A 14,471-nucleotide genomic window follows, 5' to 3' on the forward strand; every position below is an offset into this window, starting at 1 on the left:
TTCCGTCAATGGCGGAAACGGCGCTTGCCTCACCCCGCAATCATTTCGCGCAATCCGCTCGCCCTCTGGGTGCGCTGGGCAATCGATTCGCCCAGGATCGCCGCCCCCGGCGACACCAGGGTGAACTGCGCACTGGCCCGCGTGATCCCCGTGTAAATCAGCTCGCGCGCGATCATCGCCCCGCGTTCGCGCGGCAGCACCAGCACCGTGTGCGCGAATTCCGATCCCTGCGATTTGTGCACCGTCATCGCGAACGCCGTCTCCACATGGCGCAAGCGCGTCGCCAGCACGCTGCGCACCTTGTCGCCCTCCAGAAAATACACGCGCAGCGACCCCGGACGGGCCGGATCGCCCAGGGTCAAACCGATATCGCCATTGAACACGCCCGTACCATAATCGTTCCGGGTGATCATCACCGGCCGCCCCACATACCACTCGCCGCGGCGCCGGATCAGCCCTGCCGCGTCGAGCCGCTGCTCGATGGCGCCGTTCAGGCCGCCCACGCCCCACTCGCCCTCGCGCACCGCGCACAACACGCGAAACGCCTCGAAGCGATGCAGCACCGCGCGTACCCAGGTCTCGTGCGCCTGCCCGCCATCGCCCTCGGCGGTCAGGGACAGATACGGCGCATAGCCGTCAAAAGCCAGTTGCACCACATGCTGCTGGTGCCCCTGCTCGATCCAGCGCACCGTGCCGTCGCCGGCGCGCAGTACTTCCTCGGCGCGCGCGACATCCCCGGCATTGACCGCCAGCGCCAGTTGCCCGATCGGCCCGCTGAAACGGCGGCTGCTGCGCAGCATCACGGTCTGCTGCGCCAGCGCCCCGCCAGCGCCGCCATACTCGGCCGGAATGGTTTCGCCGCTGGCCGCCAGCGCATACGCCATGGTGGCCGCCGAATACCCGCCGGCCTGCGCATCGCGGCACAGATCACCCAGCACCGCGCCCGCCTCCACCGACGCCAGCTGGTCCTTGTCGCCCAACAGGATCAGGGTCGCGCCCAGCGGCAGCGCATCGAGCAAGGAGGCCATCATCTCCAGGTGCACCATCGACGCTTCGTCGACAATGAGGACGTCGATATCGAGCGGATTGCCCTTGTTGTGCGCGAAGGTGCGGGTGTCGGGACGCGCGCCCAGCAGACTATGCAAGGTGCGCGCCGCCCCCATGCGCGCGGTCAGCTCGCGCAGCGGCAAGGTGGTGCCGACCTTGTCGGCCAGTTCGGTCAGCGCCTTGTCGATCGATTGCTTCAGGCGCGCCGCCGCCTTGCCGGTCGGCGCGGCCAGTGCGATGCGCTGGCGTCCCGCGTCCGGCGCCACCGCGAACAGCAGTGCCAGCAGGCGCGCCACGGTGTAGGTCTTGCCGGTCCCCGGACCGCCGGTGATGATGGCGATCGCGCCGCGCAGCGCGATCGCGCAGGCCAGCTTTTGCCAGTCCGGTCCCTTGGTGCGGCGCTCCGACGCGAATAATATGTCGAGCCAGATGCGCACCGCCGGTGCATCGACCTCGCGCACCTGTTCGGCGCGCGCGCGGATCGTATGCGCGACCAGGGTTTCGTCGCGCCAGTAGCGGCGCAGGTACAGGCGCTCGCCGTCGAGCACCAGCGGCTGGTCGAAATCGAGGTCGCCCACATGCCACACCTGGTCGGAAGCGGTCAGCTGGTCGATCCAGCCCTTGCGGTTTTTGGGCAGCGCGCCGGCCGAACGGACCAGCGCCTGCCACTGCTCCTTGTCCCAGGCCATCAGGGTGGCCGGGTCGAGCGCCAGCTGGTCGAGCATCAGGCAGCTGTGGCCCCGCCCTTCCAGTTCGGACAGCAGCACGCAGGCCAGCATCAGGGCCGGCGTGGCGCTGCCGAGCGAGCCGACGAAACGCGCGAACGTGCCGGACAGGCGCCGCAACTGGCCATCTTCGGTCAGCATGGCGACCTGCACCCACAGGGCGTCGAGCGAGGGGGCGCTCTTCATGGCGCCTCCCGCGATGGCGAGACGCCGAGCAGCGCGTCGAGGCTGTCGAGCAGTTCCAGGTCCGGTTCGAGCAGGTAGCAGCCGCGCGTGGCGCTATTGGCGATCCCGCGCAGGAACAGGAAAATCGCGCCGCCCAGCTGGCGCGCCGGATCGTAGGCCTCGCCCAGGCGGCTCTTGAGCAAGCGATGCAGGGCCAGCATGTAGATGGCGCCCTGGATATCGTAGCGGTGCGCCGCCATCCCGGCCGCCATCGCGGCCTTGCCGTAGGCCGTATCGCCGCTGCCGAGCGCATTCGACTTGTAATCGATCACCCAGTAGCGGCCTTCGTGCTCGAACACCAGGTCGGCGAAGCCTTTCAGCATGCCGTGCAGGTAGCGCTCCGGCAGCGACGGGCGCGGCGTTTTTCCAAGCAGGTGGGTGCCGCACAGGCGGTCGAGCGCCGCGCTGTTCAACTGCTCGCTGGGAAACCAGAACTCCATTTCGGGGATGACGTGAGCGATGGCGGCCAGCGGCACGCCCAGCTGCGGCAGCGGCGTGGTGGCCACCGCGCGCAGCCACGTCACCGCGTCTTCCTGGCGGTGGCCCCAGCCGGCGCGCTCGCAGCGCTGGCCCAGGCGGGCGGCGAACTGCTCGTCGCCGGCGATGGCAAAGCCTTCCTGCCCCATCCACTCAAGCTGTTCGTGCAAAAAATTCCCCGGCACGGACCCGCGCGGAAAGCGGTGCCAGGGCGCGTCGTCGGTGCGCGGGTTTTGCTGCATGGGCGGCTGTTGCTGCTCCTCGTCGAACAAGGTCTCTTCCTGCGCGCGCATCGGCGCCGCGTTGGTCTGGCGCGTGAGCGAGGTAAAGGAACCGACCGCCCAGTTGCGCTCGAAACTGCCGCCGAAAGGCGCGGCGTCGACCAGGGCCGGGCGCTCTTCGTCGCGCGCCAGCATGGTGATGCCCTGCGGCGTATCGAGCGAGCGCAGGTCGATCGCAGGCGAGCCGCCGCGCAGCTTTTCCCAGTACGGCAAGATATCGGCCGCGCCGATCGGCTGCCCGCCCGTCAGCAGGTAGCCGAGCGCCGACTCGTGCAGCTTGTTGTCGCCCGCCTTGCGCGCCGTGACCGCGGCCACGCCGAGCCACAAAAAATGGCGCGCGCGCGTCAGCGCCACGTACAGCAGGCGCAAGTCTTCCTCGATGCGCGCGCGGTCGACGGCATGCAAGGCTTCGTCCGACAGCGCCAGGTCGATGCGGCGCACGCCGTCGCGCCCGACGAATTCGAAAAAGCTGCGGTTGCGCCGGTCGGTGGTGCGCGCCGTCACGGCGAACGGCAGGTACACCAGCGGATATTCGAGCCCCTTGGACTTGTGCACGGTGACCACCTTGACCAGCTCCGCGTCGCTCTCGAGGCGCAGCACCCGTTCGTCGCCGCCCTCGCCCACCCCGGCCAACTGTTCGGCGAACCAGCGGATCAAGGCTTGTTCGCCTTCGAGCTGGCTGCTGGCGCTTTGCAGCAGTTCGGCCAGGTGCAGCAGATTGGTCAGGCGCCGCTCGCCGCCGGCCTGGCGCAGCAGCGCCGCCGGCAGCCGCATGTCGTGAATGAAGCGGCGCAGCATGGCCAGCACACCCTGGCGCTGCCACACGATGTGCAAGAGCTTCAACTGCTCGACCCGCACTTCCCACGCCAGCTCATCCGACGACAGGCGCGCCAGTTCGGCCAGCGACAGGCCGGACGTGCGGGTGGCAAACGCCGCGCGCGCCAGGGCGCCATCGAGCGGATTGGCCACCGCTTGCAGCCAGCGCAGCACGTCGGCGGCTTCCTCGCTTTCGATCACCGAGTCCTTGTCGGACAGGTACACGCTGGGCACTTTGCGCTGCGCCAGCGCGCGCCGGATCGCGGTCGCCTCGCGCCGGTCGCGCACCAGGATGGCGATATCGGCCGGCACCAGGCGCGTGAAGACGCCGTTTTCGCTGAAACCCGCGTGCGGGTCGTTGAGCAGGCCGACGATATGCTCGGCGCTGTGGTGGGCGAAAAATTCGCGGTAGTCGTCGGCCTTGAGGTCGTCGCGGTCGGTGCTGCAAATGGCCAGCGCCTGATACGGCCCGTCCACGCCGACCAGTTGCTGCGCGCGTCCTTTGGCGGCAACCGCATCGAACGGCAGCGGATTGACACGACCCTTGCGGAAGCGGAAAGCCCCGGCCGCGAAGCCGGGATGGCCGTCGCGCCCTTCGGCGTGCAAGAACAGCTGGTTGACCGCTTCCACCAGCGCCGCCGTCGAGCGATAGTTGGTGCCGAGCTGGTAGTGGCGGCCTTCGGTAGCGCTGCGCGCATCCAGATAGCTGTGAATGTCGGCGCCGCGAAAGCCGTAGATCGACTGCTTCGGATCGCCGATCAGGAACAGGCCGCGCGAGGGGTCGTTGTCGGCCACCCGGTACAGCAGATTGAAAATCGCATACTGGTCGGGCGAGGTGTCCTGGAATTCGTCCACCATCGCCACCGGGAACTGGTCGACGATGCGCTGGCGCAGGGCTTCGCCGTTGGCGCCTTCGAGCGCGCTTTTCAGGCGGTCGAGCATGTCGGCAAAGCCGAACTGGCGCTTGCGCCGTTTCAGTTCCATCATGCGCCGCGCGATGTGACAGGCGGCGTGGCGGTATAGCGCGTGCGCCAGCGGGTCGATCGCCTTGAGCGCTTCCCACAGCTCGGTGGTCGTGTCGAAGCACGGCGGGATATCGCAACTGAAGCCCTTGCTGAAGGCGTCCGTGATGCCGTCCGGCGTGAGGCGGTGCCAGGCCGTGTCGGTCAGTGCCGGCATCAGCATGGCGGGCGCGCGCGCCCAGGCGCGCAGAGAGTCGAACCACTTCACCAGCGAATCGGCGCGCAGCTTGTTCCCGTTGAAGCACTTGGGCGCCATCTCGCGCTGGGCGGCGATCCACTGCTCCATCGCGTCGGCGCGCTCGACCCAACCGGCTTTCAGCTTCGCCAGCGCGGCCGCCTGCGTGCGTTCGACCCGGTCGATGGCTTCTTCCAGCGATTCGTCGGGCGGGTCGCCCAGCACCGCAACCCGGCGCACCAGGTCGCGCACGGTGTTCTTGAGCGCGCGCACGTCGGGCCAGCAGGCCAGCAGCGCGCCGAGCGCACCGCTGTCGAGCGGGTAGACGTTCTGGCGCCAGTAGTCGTGCGCCGCGTCTTCGAACAAGGCGTGTTCGTCGCTGACCAGTTCTTCGTCGAACAGGCTGCCGCTGTCGAACGCGTGCTCGCGCAGCATGCGTTGGCACCAGGCGTCGATGGTGAAGATCGCCGCCTCGTCCATGGTGTCGGCGGCCAGCATCAGGCGGTGCGCGGCCACCATCCGTTCGCCCTCGCTGCCGCAGGCGTCGGCCAACTGGTGCAGGTAGGGGTCGTCCAGTTCCAGCTCGCCCCGGAAAAAGCCGGCCGCTTCGACCAGGCGCTCGCGCACCCGGTTCGACAGTTCGCGCGTGGCGGCGCGGGTAAACGTCATCACCAGGATTTCGGACGGCAGCAGCGCGCGCGCAAAGCCGTTCTCGCCGCCGTGGCCGAGCACCAGGCGCAGGTACAGGGCGGCGATGGTCCAGGTCTTGCCGGTGCCGGCGCTGGCCTCGATCAGGCGCGTGCCGGACAGCGGAAAATGCAGGGCGTCGAGCAACTGGCTCATGCCAGGTCCCTGTCCATGGGGGCGATTTCGATGTGCTGGTCGAGCCAGCGCACCAACGGGCCGTAGAGCGCCTCGGCGACGGCGGGGAACTCGCCGCTGGCATTGAGGGCCGAAAAATCGGGCCACAGGCGCGCCAGGCACTGGTCCAGCACTTCGCCCGACAGCTCGAAGCCGCCGTCGTAGATGCTGCGTGGCTCGCCCTGCTGCAATAAGGCGAGCGCCGTCTTGCAGGCCACCGGCAGCGGTTGATCCATGTTGCGGCGCCACAGCGCCACCAGCGCCGCCAGCTGCGCGCTCGACTCCTCGCGTTCGAGCGGCGCCAGCATGACGATGGCGTCGCGCGCGACCAGGTAGCCGCTGACCGGCTGGCCGACCGCCGCCGCGGCCAGCTGGCGCAGCCACGGGGCGATCAGTTTGTCGCCGCGCGGCGCGCCTTTTTTATCGAGCACCTTGGACGAGATTTGCAGCAGCCACGCCGTTTCGCTGGCGTTGCTGCGCAATTTGTCGACCCAGTCTTCGAGGTGCACGCCATTCAGGTCGAGGCTCACGGCCAGCTTGGGCGCGACGTCATCGAAGCGCGCGCCCAGGGTCAGCCAGGCGGTGCGCACCGGCACCAGGCCCTCGACCAGCTGTTCCTGCCACTGTTGCCCGACCAGGCCGATCGGCAGCACGCCTTCGCGCTTCAAGCGTTCGGCGCGGGCACTCAAGCTGTCGCGTACTTCATGCAGTTCCTCTTGTGTGCTGGCGTCGTCGAGCAGGCTGTCCTCTAAAAAATAGCGCTCCAGCGCGTCGAGCGAGAACGGTTCCTCGTCTTCGCCCACGGCCTGGGCGTCGCCGAACGCCACGCCGAGACGGCGCCGGAAAAAATAGCGCGCCGGCTGGCGCAAGAAATTCGCCAGCTCGCCCAGTTTCAGGCGGTATTCGGGTTCCAGCTCGAACGGCGGCAGCACGGCGTCATCGAGCGCGTCGCCGGCGCCGTGGGCTGCGCGCCATTCGGCGGCATAGGTCAGCATACCGCCCTGCTCGAAATAGCGCCGGCTGAATGGCTGCAGCGCGTGTTCGGTCGTCATCGTGCCCAGGTCCAGGTCCCAGCCTTCGGCCAGGTAGTCGCGCAGTTGCGATACCAGCACCGAAGCCGGCTGCTCGCTGTTGTCGCGCACATTGCGCCCGACCCAGCTCACATACAGCTTGTCGCGCGCCGCCAGCACCGCTTCGAGCATCAGATAGCGGTCGTCGTCGCGGCGCGAACGGTCGCCCGGACGCGCCATGCCGGGCAGCGCCAGCAGGTCGAAGTCGGCCTGGCGCGTGCGGCGTGGAAAATCGCCGTCGTTCATGCCGAGCAGGCAGACCACGCGAAACGGCACCGCGCGCATCGGCATCAGGGTGCAGAAGGTCACGCCGCCGGAGACAAACTGGTGGTTCAGGGTCGGCTCGTCGAGCGCGCCCAGCCATGCTTCGCGCAGCACCGCCAGCGGTACCTCCTCGTCGAAGCCGGCGCTGTCGCACGTCTCCAGCCAGTTTTGCAGCGCGTCGTACAATTGCGCGAGTGTGAGGCGGTCGCCTTCCTCGGTGGCGGCGAAAAACGCCGCCAGCAGCGCGCGCGCCTGCTCGCCCCACTGCGCCGGCGTGCGCGCCTCGGCCAGGGTGGCGCGCCAGGCCAGCAGGGTTTCGATCAGTTGCGCCAGCGAGCCGGCCAGCGCCGCATCGAGCCCGCCCACTTCGGCGTACGGCTCGATCTGGCGGAAGCTGCCGCCGGCGCCGCTGGCGTAACCGAGCAGCATGCGGCGCACGCCGAAAATCCAGGCATTCTGCTCGCCCGCCGAACCGAGTCCGAGGCCGTCGCGGTGCTGCTGGTCCAGGCCCCAGCGCACGCTGGCGCCTTCGATCCAGTTGCCGAGGATGGGCAGTTCGTCTTCGCTCAGGCCGAAGCGCGCGGCCAGCGCGGGCACATCGAGCAGGTCGCGCACTTCACTCTGGCGGCAGCGCTGCTGCGGCAGCCGCAAAAGCCATTCGAGCGACACCAGCAGCGGATTGACGCTGCGGTCCTTGACGTCGCCGATCTCGAACGGGATGAAGCGCGGGTCGCTGCGCTTGTGCTGGTCGAAGACGGCGTGGATCGCGGCCGAAAAGGTGTCGATGTCGGGCACCATGACCACCACGTCGCGCGGACGCAAGGTGGCGCCGGGCGCGCCGAACCACGACAGCAGCTGGTCGTGCAGCACCTCGACTTCGCGCTGCACGCTGTGGGCGACGTGAAATTCGATCGAGCGGTCGCGTGGCGCAGGGTCGGCGACGGCGTCCGGTTCCGCAAGGCCCCTGGCACAGGGATGCTCGCGCAGCGGCAGCATGTCGCGCACGGCCGCCTGCACTTGCGCCAGCAAGGTATCGCCCTCGCCTTCGCTGAACAGGTCGATGCGCAGCTTGTCGGCGCGCTCGCCCGACTCGGTGTCGAATTCGTCGAGCATGCGGATGAAATCGCGCCCCTGCCTGCCCCAGCTGGCCAGCAGCGGATGGCTGTGCGCGTGCAGTTCTTCGAGCGGCACGCCGGACAGGTCGATGCCGCCGCGCTGGCGCTGGCGTTTGTGGGCGGCCTTGAGCAGTTCGCGCCCTTCGATGATGTCGCCCCAATAAAACTGGCAGGGGTTCGGCACGGCCAGCAGCACCTGCGTATGGTGCGAGAGCGAAGCGATGGCCTGCAAGGTCTGGTAAGGCAACGCCGACATCCCGAACAGCACCACCCGGCGCGCCAGGCGCCCGGCCGGGGCCTCGCCGCTCTCGCAGGCGCGCACGAACTGCTGGTGAATGGTGGCGCGGCCCGAGTCGCGCAGCTGCGGCGGCAGGCTGTCGTTCACGGCGCGCCACAGGCAGGCTTGCCAGCGCTGCTCGGGCGCGAGCGCGATCACCTCGCCGCGCGCGCTGCGCAGGCGGTCGCGCCCCGCGCTCCAGTCGTCGAGCCAGTCGGCCCGGTACACCTGGTACTGGTCGTACAGGTCGGCCAGGCGTTCGGCCAGTTGCAGGCGCCGTTCGGGGTCGCCATCGCCCAGAAAATGACGCAGCGGGGCGAAGGCATCGTCGGCCAGCAGCTGCGGCAGCAGGCGCATCAGGCGCCAGGTGAGCGGGCCCTTGTCGTAGGGGGAGCGGGTCGGGACGCGCTCGCGCCCCAGCATGCCGCGATAGGCTTCCCATAAAAAGCGCGCTGGCAGCGCCACGCGGGTGGCCGCGCACACCCCCATTTCCTCGGCCAGCGCGATTTTCAGCCACTCGGCCACGCCGTTCGATTGCACCAGAATGATTTCGGTTTCGAGCGGGCCGAGCGGATGGCTGCGCAGCCAGGCGAAGAGCGCGGCACGCAGTTGCTCCATCTGGTTGCCATGAAGGATAAGGAGGCCGGGCGTGACGGGAGAAGACATGGCGCACAGCATACTAGCTTTGGGCTGGGCGCGGTAGGGTGATGCGTGCCGGTAACTGGACGATGCGCTCTCAGCTGGCCGATTCGGTGAGTTCGTGCGCAATATGCTCATTCAACTGGTCGAGCAGCGCGTACATGCTGGCCACCAGGGTGCGCGCCTGGTCGACCGTGGCACCGTCGCGCAGGCGCTCCAGGTCCTGGCACAGGCCCGCGAAGCGCATCGCGCCCACCGCCTTGGCCGATGCCTTGATGCGGTGCCCCAGGTCGGCCAGGCGTTCCAGGTCGCCGCGATCGAGCGCTTCGCTCACGTCAGCCAGGCCGTCGCGCGCCGAGTCGAGGAACATGAAGGCGTACTTGCGCATCTTGACCGGATTGGCGCCGAAGGTCAGCGATAATGCGCCCATGTCCAGCATGTCGGCGTCGCTCGACGCCACCGGCGCGGCCGACATGCGGGTCGGCGCCTGGTCGGCCGGCGCCGCCACGCGCCGCCGCCCGTTGCGCGCCGGCCGCGTGACCAGCCAGCGGGCGATCACCTCGAACAGCAGCTTGGGCGAAATCGGCTTGGTGACGAATTCGTTCATGCCCGCTTCCAGGCAGCGCGCCTGGTCGTCCTTGCCGGCGTTGGCCGTCATGGCGATCACCAGCGCATCGCGCAGGCGCGGATCGGAGCGGATCATGCGGGTCGCTTCGAAACCGTCCATCACCGGCATCTGCACGTCCATCAGCACGCAGTCGAAGCGCTCCTTGAGCATCAGGTCGATCGCTTCCTTGCCGTTGTTGGCCACCACCACCGTGGCCTGGGCTTCTTCGAGCAGCTCCTGGCCCACCTGCTGGCTGAAGATATTGTCTTCCACCAGCAGGATATTGGCGCCGCGCAGTTGCTCGAGCACTGCCGGATCGATGGCGTCGCGGTCGCCCGGCAGGAAGTTGAGCGCCTTGCCCAGGCGCGCAGTGAACCAGAAGGTGCTGCCGTGGCCCGGTGCGCTGTCGACGCCGACCGTGCCGCCCATCAGCTCCGCCAGCTGCTTGCTGATCACCAGCCCCAGGCCGGTGCCGCCGTATTTGCGCGTGGTCGACGGGTCGGCCTGGTGGAAGGACTTGAACAGGTCGGCGATTTCGGCCTCGCTCATGCCGATGCCGGCGTCGACGACCTCGAAACGCACCACGAAGTCGTTCTCGCCCTCGTCGAGCGCCAGCGCGCGCACGCGGATGCTGCCGTTTTCCGAAAACTTGATGGCGTTCGAGGCAAAGTTGAGCAGCACCTGCTCCAGGCGCAGCGGGTCGCCGCGCAACTGCGGCGCCAGACGCGGGTCGATCTCGATGTCGAGGTCAAGGTGTTTGTTGGCGGCGGCGTCGCCAAGCTGGTTGCAGATGTTCTGCATCAGCGCGCGCAGGCCGAAGTCGAGCACTTCGAGTTCGAGCTTGCCCGCCTCGATCTTGGAAAAATCGAGGATGTCGTTGATGATGCCAAGCAGGTGCTGGCTCGAATGATGGATTTTCTCGAGGTAGTCGCGCTGTTTCGGATTGGCCACCGTCTTGAGCGCCAGGTGCGACATGCCGATGATGCTGTTCATCGGCGTGCGGATCTCGTGGCTCATATTCGACAGGAAATTGCTCTTGGCCTGATTCGCGGCGTCGGCCTGCGCCTTGAGCTGGTGCAGTTCGGTCACGTCGGTCGACAGGCCGATCACCGCGCTCACCTCGCCGTCGAGCAGCACCGGCACCTTGACTGTCCACAGCTGGCGCACCTCGCCATCGGGCCGGGTGAATTCCACCTGGCTGGCGTGGCGCGCGCCGTCGGCGAAGATCCTGGCATCCTGGTTCCAGTAGAAATCGGCCAGTTCTTGTGTCATGACGTCGGTATCGCGCTTGCCGATGATGGCTTCGGCCGGCTGGCCCAGCGCTTCGGCGGTGCGCGCATTGACATACATGTAGCGCCGCTCGCGGTCCTTCATGTACACGTGCGCGTCGATGCTGTTCAACACCGAATCGAGCAGAACGCGCTGTTCGATGGCGGCCCGGCGCGTGCGGTACAGGGTAAAGAAGTAAGCGTAGGCCAGCAAGGTGACCAAGAAGCCGATGCCGAACGTGAGCGGCGCCAGCAGCACGTCGAAGCGGCTGTACAGGTCCGCGCGGGCGATGCGGAAATGCGCCTTCCACAGGTTGCCGTTGTAGTCGACCGGCAGCACGGTGTCGAAATGGCTGCCATCGCCGGCGGCCGGCTTGTCGTGATCGTTGTACAGCAAGCGGTCGAGCCGGCCCAGGGCCAGGGTGCGCCGCTCGGGGTCAAGGCTGCCGTCGGCGTACAGCGCCAGCCTCAGACGGCGCTGCGGCATTTCTTCCAGCGCGCTGCCGACCATGGCCGGCAGCGAAAAGTCGATACCGATGCTGCCGATATAGGCGGCGCGGCGCGCCTGCGCGGTGTAAAGCAGCGCGCCGCTGCGGTACACCGGCATGCGCATGTCCAGCGCCACGTGCGCACGCGGTCCGTCGGTCATGACCGGCACGCCCGAGGCGCTGACCGTGCCGCTGTCGCGCGCCTGGTCCAGGCGCGCCGCGGCGGCGGCATCGGCACCGATGTCCTGGCCCATGTGCTTGCCGGCGCGCGCGGCCTTCGGTTCGATATATGTGAGCACCGTGTAGCCGGCCCGCTCACCTTCGGGCCGGATGCTGAAGTCGGGATAGCCGTCCGGGTCCACGCTGCGGTCGGCGCGCACCGAGGCGATGAAGGCGTCGCGCTCGGCCGCGCTCACCTGGCGCGCGAAACTGACCCCTTCGATCGCCGGGTAGTTGGCCGCCATGCCCAAGGCCTGCACGTAGCGGTGGAACTGCAGGCGGCTGGGCGCCTCGGCGCTCTGGAACAGGGCCGACATGGCGCGCGCCAGGTCGGAATACGATTTGATGCGGGTCGACAGGCTAGCTTGCGCGCTGCGCGCAAAGGCATCGAAACGCTGGCGCGCATCGCCGTCGACCATTCTGGTGGCGCCCACATACAGCACGGACGCCACCAGCGCCGACAGCGACAGCCCGGCGGCCCACCACACAAGGCGCGCCCCGGAATAACCGCCGACGCTGCCTGCCATGGTGCGCTTGATCGCTTGCCTCATCGTCCAACCCCGTTATTTTCGCTCGGCCGTACCTGGAAACCACCGTGCAGGCAGCATACTATCAATAGAATGGAAGGCGCGCGCGGACCCGCCGCCCGGCTCATTCTTGAAGAGTACTTTGCAGCAAGAAAACATGCAATTGATAATTTTTACTGTCGCGCCCACGCCATAGGGCAGCCTCGAAGCAGTATCGACAACAGGAGCAGGAATGCGACATTTGATTGGCGAAATCATATCGGAAACGGCAGACGCGGCGCACGCGGCTGAGCTTGCTGACGACCCGTATCTGTGGCTGGAAGACATCACTTCAGCCGCCGCACTCGACTGGGCGCGCGCACGCAATGCCGTGTGCGAACGCGAGCTCGAAGGCAAACCCGGTTTCGCGGCCCTGCGCGAGCGCCTCGGCACCATCCTCAATGACAAGGCGCGCATTCCCTGGGTCAGCGAACATGCCGGCCATGTCTATAATTTTTGGCGCGACTCCACCCATGTGCGCGGGCTGTGGCGGCGCACCACCCTGGCCGATTACCGCAACGACGCGCCGCACTGGGACACGGTGCTCGACCTCGACCTGCTGGCCCGCGACGAGCACGAAAACTGGGTCTGGTCCGGGGCCTCCTTCCTGCCCCCGGCCGGCGCGCGCTGCCTGGCCTTCCTGTCGCGCGGCGGCGGCGACGCCCATGTGGTGCGCGAATTCGACCTCGGCACGCGCAGCTTCGTGGCCGACGGCTTCATGCTCCCGGAAGCGAAATGCAGCGCGCGCTGGCTCGATGCCGGCCGCCTGGCGGTGGCCACCGATTTCGGTCCCGGCAGCATGACGGCGTCGGGCTATCCGCGCATCGTCAAGGAATGGCGGCGCGGCACCCCGCTGGCCGCCGCCGCCACCTTGTTCGAGGCGCGCGCGGAGGACTTGAGCGTGTCGGCGTACAAGGTGTTTACACCCGGTTTCGAGCACGAATTCGTGGAGCGCCAGATCGGCTTCTACAGCAGCGAACTGTTCCTGCGCAGCAGCGCCGGGCTCACCCGCATCGACAAGCCCGACGACGCCAATGCCTACACCGTGCGCGACCAGCTCGTCATCGAATTGCGCTCGGACTGGCAGGTGGGCGGACGCAGCTGGCCGCAGGGGGCGCTGGTGGCGACCGATTTCGCCCGCTTCATGCAGGGGAAACGCGATTTTTCCCTGTTGTTTACCCCGAGCGCCACCAGTTCGCTCGACGGCGTGGCCATGACGGCCGGCGCCCTGCTGCTGACCGAGCTGGACAAGGTGAAAAACCGCATCGTCGAACTGCGCCATGTGCAAGGCCAGTGGCAGCGGCGCGAGGTGACGGCGCCGGAGTTCGGCGCGCTGGGCCTGAGCGCGCTCGATGCGGCCAGCTCGGACCAGTATTTCCTCACCGTGAGCGACTTCCTCACCCCGACCAGCCTCTATCTTTGCCAGGTGGGCAGCGACCGGCGCCAGGCGCTCAAGGCGATGCCGGTGTTTTTTTCGGCCAAGCCCTACATTGTCAGGCAGTTCGAGGCGGTCTCGAAAGATGGCACCCGGGTGCCGTATTTCGTGGTCATGGACCGCAAAACCCGGATGGACGGCAACAATCCCACCGTGCTGTACGGGTACGGCGGCTTCGAGATCGCGATGAAGCCGTTTTACAGCGGCGTGACCGGGGAAGCCTGGCTGGCGCGCGGCGGCGTGTACGTGCTGGCCAATATCCGCGGCGGCGGCGAATTCGGGCCGCGCTGGCACCAGGCGGCGCTGAAGGGCCAGCGCCAGCGCGCTTTCGATGATTTTATCGCCGTGGCGCAGGATCTGATCGAGCGCAAGCTCAGCAGTCCACGGCATCTGGGCATCATGGGCGGCAGCAACGGCGGCTTGCTGGTGGGGGCGGCCATGACCCAGCGGCCGGACCTGTTCAACGCCGTCGTGTGCCAGGTGCCGCTGCTGGACATGCGCCGTTACCACAAGCTGCTGGCCGGGGCTTCGTGGATGGGCGAGTATGGCGACCCGGAGGTGGCGGCCGAGTGGGAATATATCGCGCGCTATTCGCCGTATCACAATGTGTTCAAGGACAAGCGCTATCCGCGCATGCTGCTGACCACCTCGACCCGCGACGACCGGGTGCACCCCGGGCATGCGCGCAAGATGGTGGCCCTGATGGAAGCCCAGGGGCACGCGGTGCTGTACTGGGAAAACCTGGAGGGCGGACACGCCGGGGCGGCGAACAACGATCAGCAAGCGCGGATGTGGGCGCTGACCTATACGTTTTTATTCGAGCAGTTGCGATAGGGTCGGTGGGAACCATGGCTGGCCCGTGCCGGGCCAGGTGTCGCATTCCCGCCAATGCCA

General features: G+C 67.8%; 5 protein-coding genes. 1 reads left to right on the forward strand and 4 read right to left on the reverse strand.

Annotation, left to right across the window (positions count from 1 at the left end):
* Positions 1-29: 29 nt before the first annotated feature.
* The 4 genes from recD to IV454_RS27450 form a co-directional block, all read right to left on the reverse strand.
* Positions 30-1,958, reverse strand: a complete 1,929-nt coding sequence (gene recD / locus IV454_RS27435; protein WP_206088735.1) for an exodeoxyribonuclease V subunit alpha — start codon at positions 1,956-1,958, stop codon at positions 30-32.
* Entirely contained in the window at positions 1,955-5,611 is a 3,657-nt protein-coding gene (gene recB, locus IV454_RS27440) for an exodeoxyribonuclease V subunit beta (protein WP_206088736.1), read from the reverse strand. Before recB ends, recD begins: the two co-directional genes overlap by 4 nt.
* Positions 5,608-9,021 carry an exodeoxyribonuclease V subunit gamma gene (gene recC / locus IV454_RS27445; protein ID WP_206088737.1) on the reverse strand — a complete coding sequence of 1,138 codons (3,414 nt, stop codon included), beginning with the start codon at positions 9,019-9,021 and terminating at the stop codon, positions 5,608-5,610. Before recC ends, recB begins: the two co-directional genes overlap by 4 nt.
* Before the next feature lie 70 nt (positions 9,022-9,091).
* Complete coding sequence (locus IV454_RS27450; RefSeq protein ID WP_229521871.1) at positions 9,092-12,127, reverse strand: CHASE domain-containing hybrid sensor histidine kinase/response regulator family protein; 3,036 nt, start codon at positions 12,125-12,127, stop codon at positions 9,092-9,094.
* A gap of 208 nt (positions 12,128-12,335) precedes the next feature.
* Here IV454_RS27450 and IV454_RS27455 point away from each other — a divergent pair, with 208 nt between their 5' ends.
* The gene (locus IV454_RS27455; protein ID WP_206088738.1) at positions 12,336-14,411 is read left to right on the forward strand and encodes a prolyl oligopeptidase family serine peptidase; all 2,076 of its coding nucleotides are present in this window, start codon (positions 12,336-12,338) and stop codon (positions 14,409-14,411) included.
* Positions 14,412-14,471 lie beyond the last annotated feature (60 nt).

It is taken from the genome of Massilia antarctica (assembly GCF_015689335.1).
GTDB lineage: Bacteria > Pseudomonadota > Gammaproteobacteria > Burkholderiales > Burkholderiaceae_D > Telluria_A > Telluria_A antarctica.

Excerpts from the sequence above, each read along its gene's own strand:
- recD (WP_206088735.1), bottom strand. The coding sequence starts at position 1,958 with ATGAAGAGCGCCCCCTCGCTCGACGCCCTGTGGGTGCAGGTCGCCATG.
- recB (WP_206088736.1), bottom strand. The coding sequence starts at position 5,611 with ATGAGCCAGTTGCTCGACGCCCTGCATTTTCCGCTGTCCGGCACGCGC.
- recC (WP_206088737.1), bottom strand. The coding sequence starts at position 9,021 with ATGTCTTCTCCCGTCACGCCCGGCCTCCTTATCCTTCATGGCAACCAG.
- IV454_RS27450 (WP_229521871.1), bottom strand. The coding sequence starts at position 12,127 with ATGAGGCAAGCGATCAAGCGCACCATGGCAGGCAGCGTCGGCGGTTAT.
- IV454_RS27455 (WP_206088738.1), top strand. The coding sequence starts at position 12,336 with ATGCGACATTTGATTGGCGAAATCATATCGGAAACGGCAGACGCGGCG.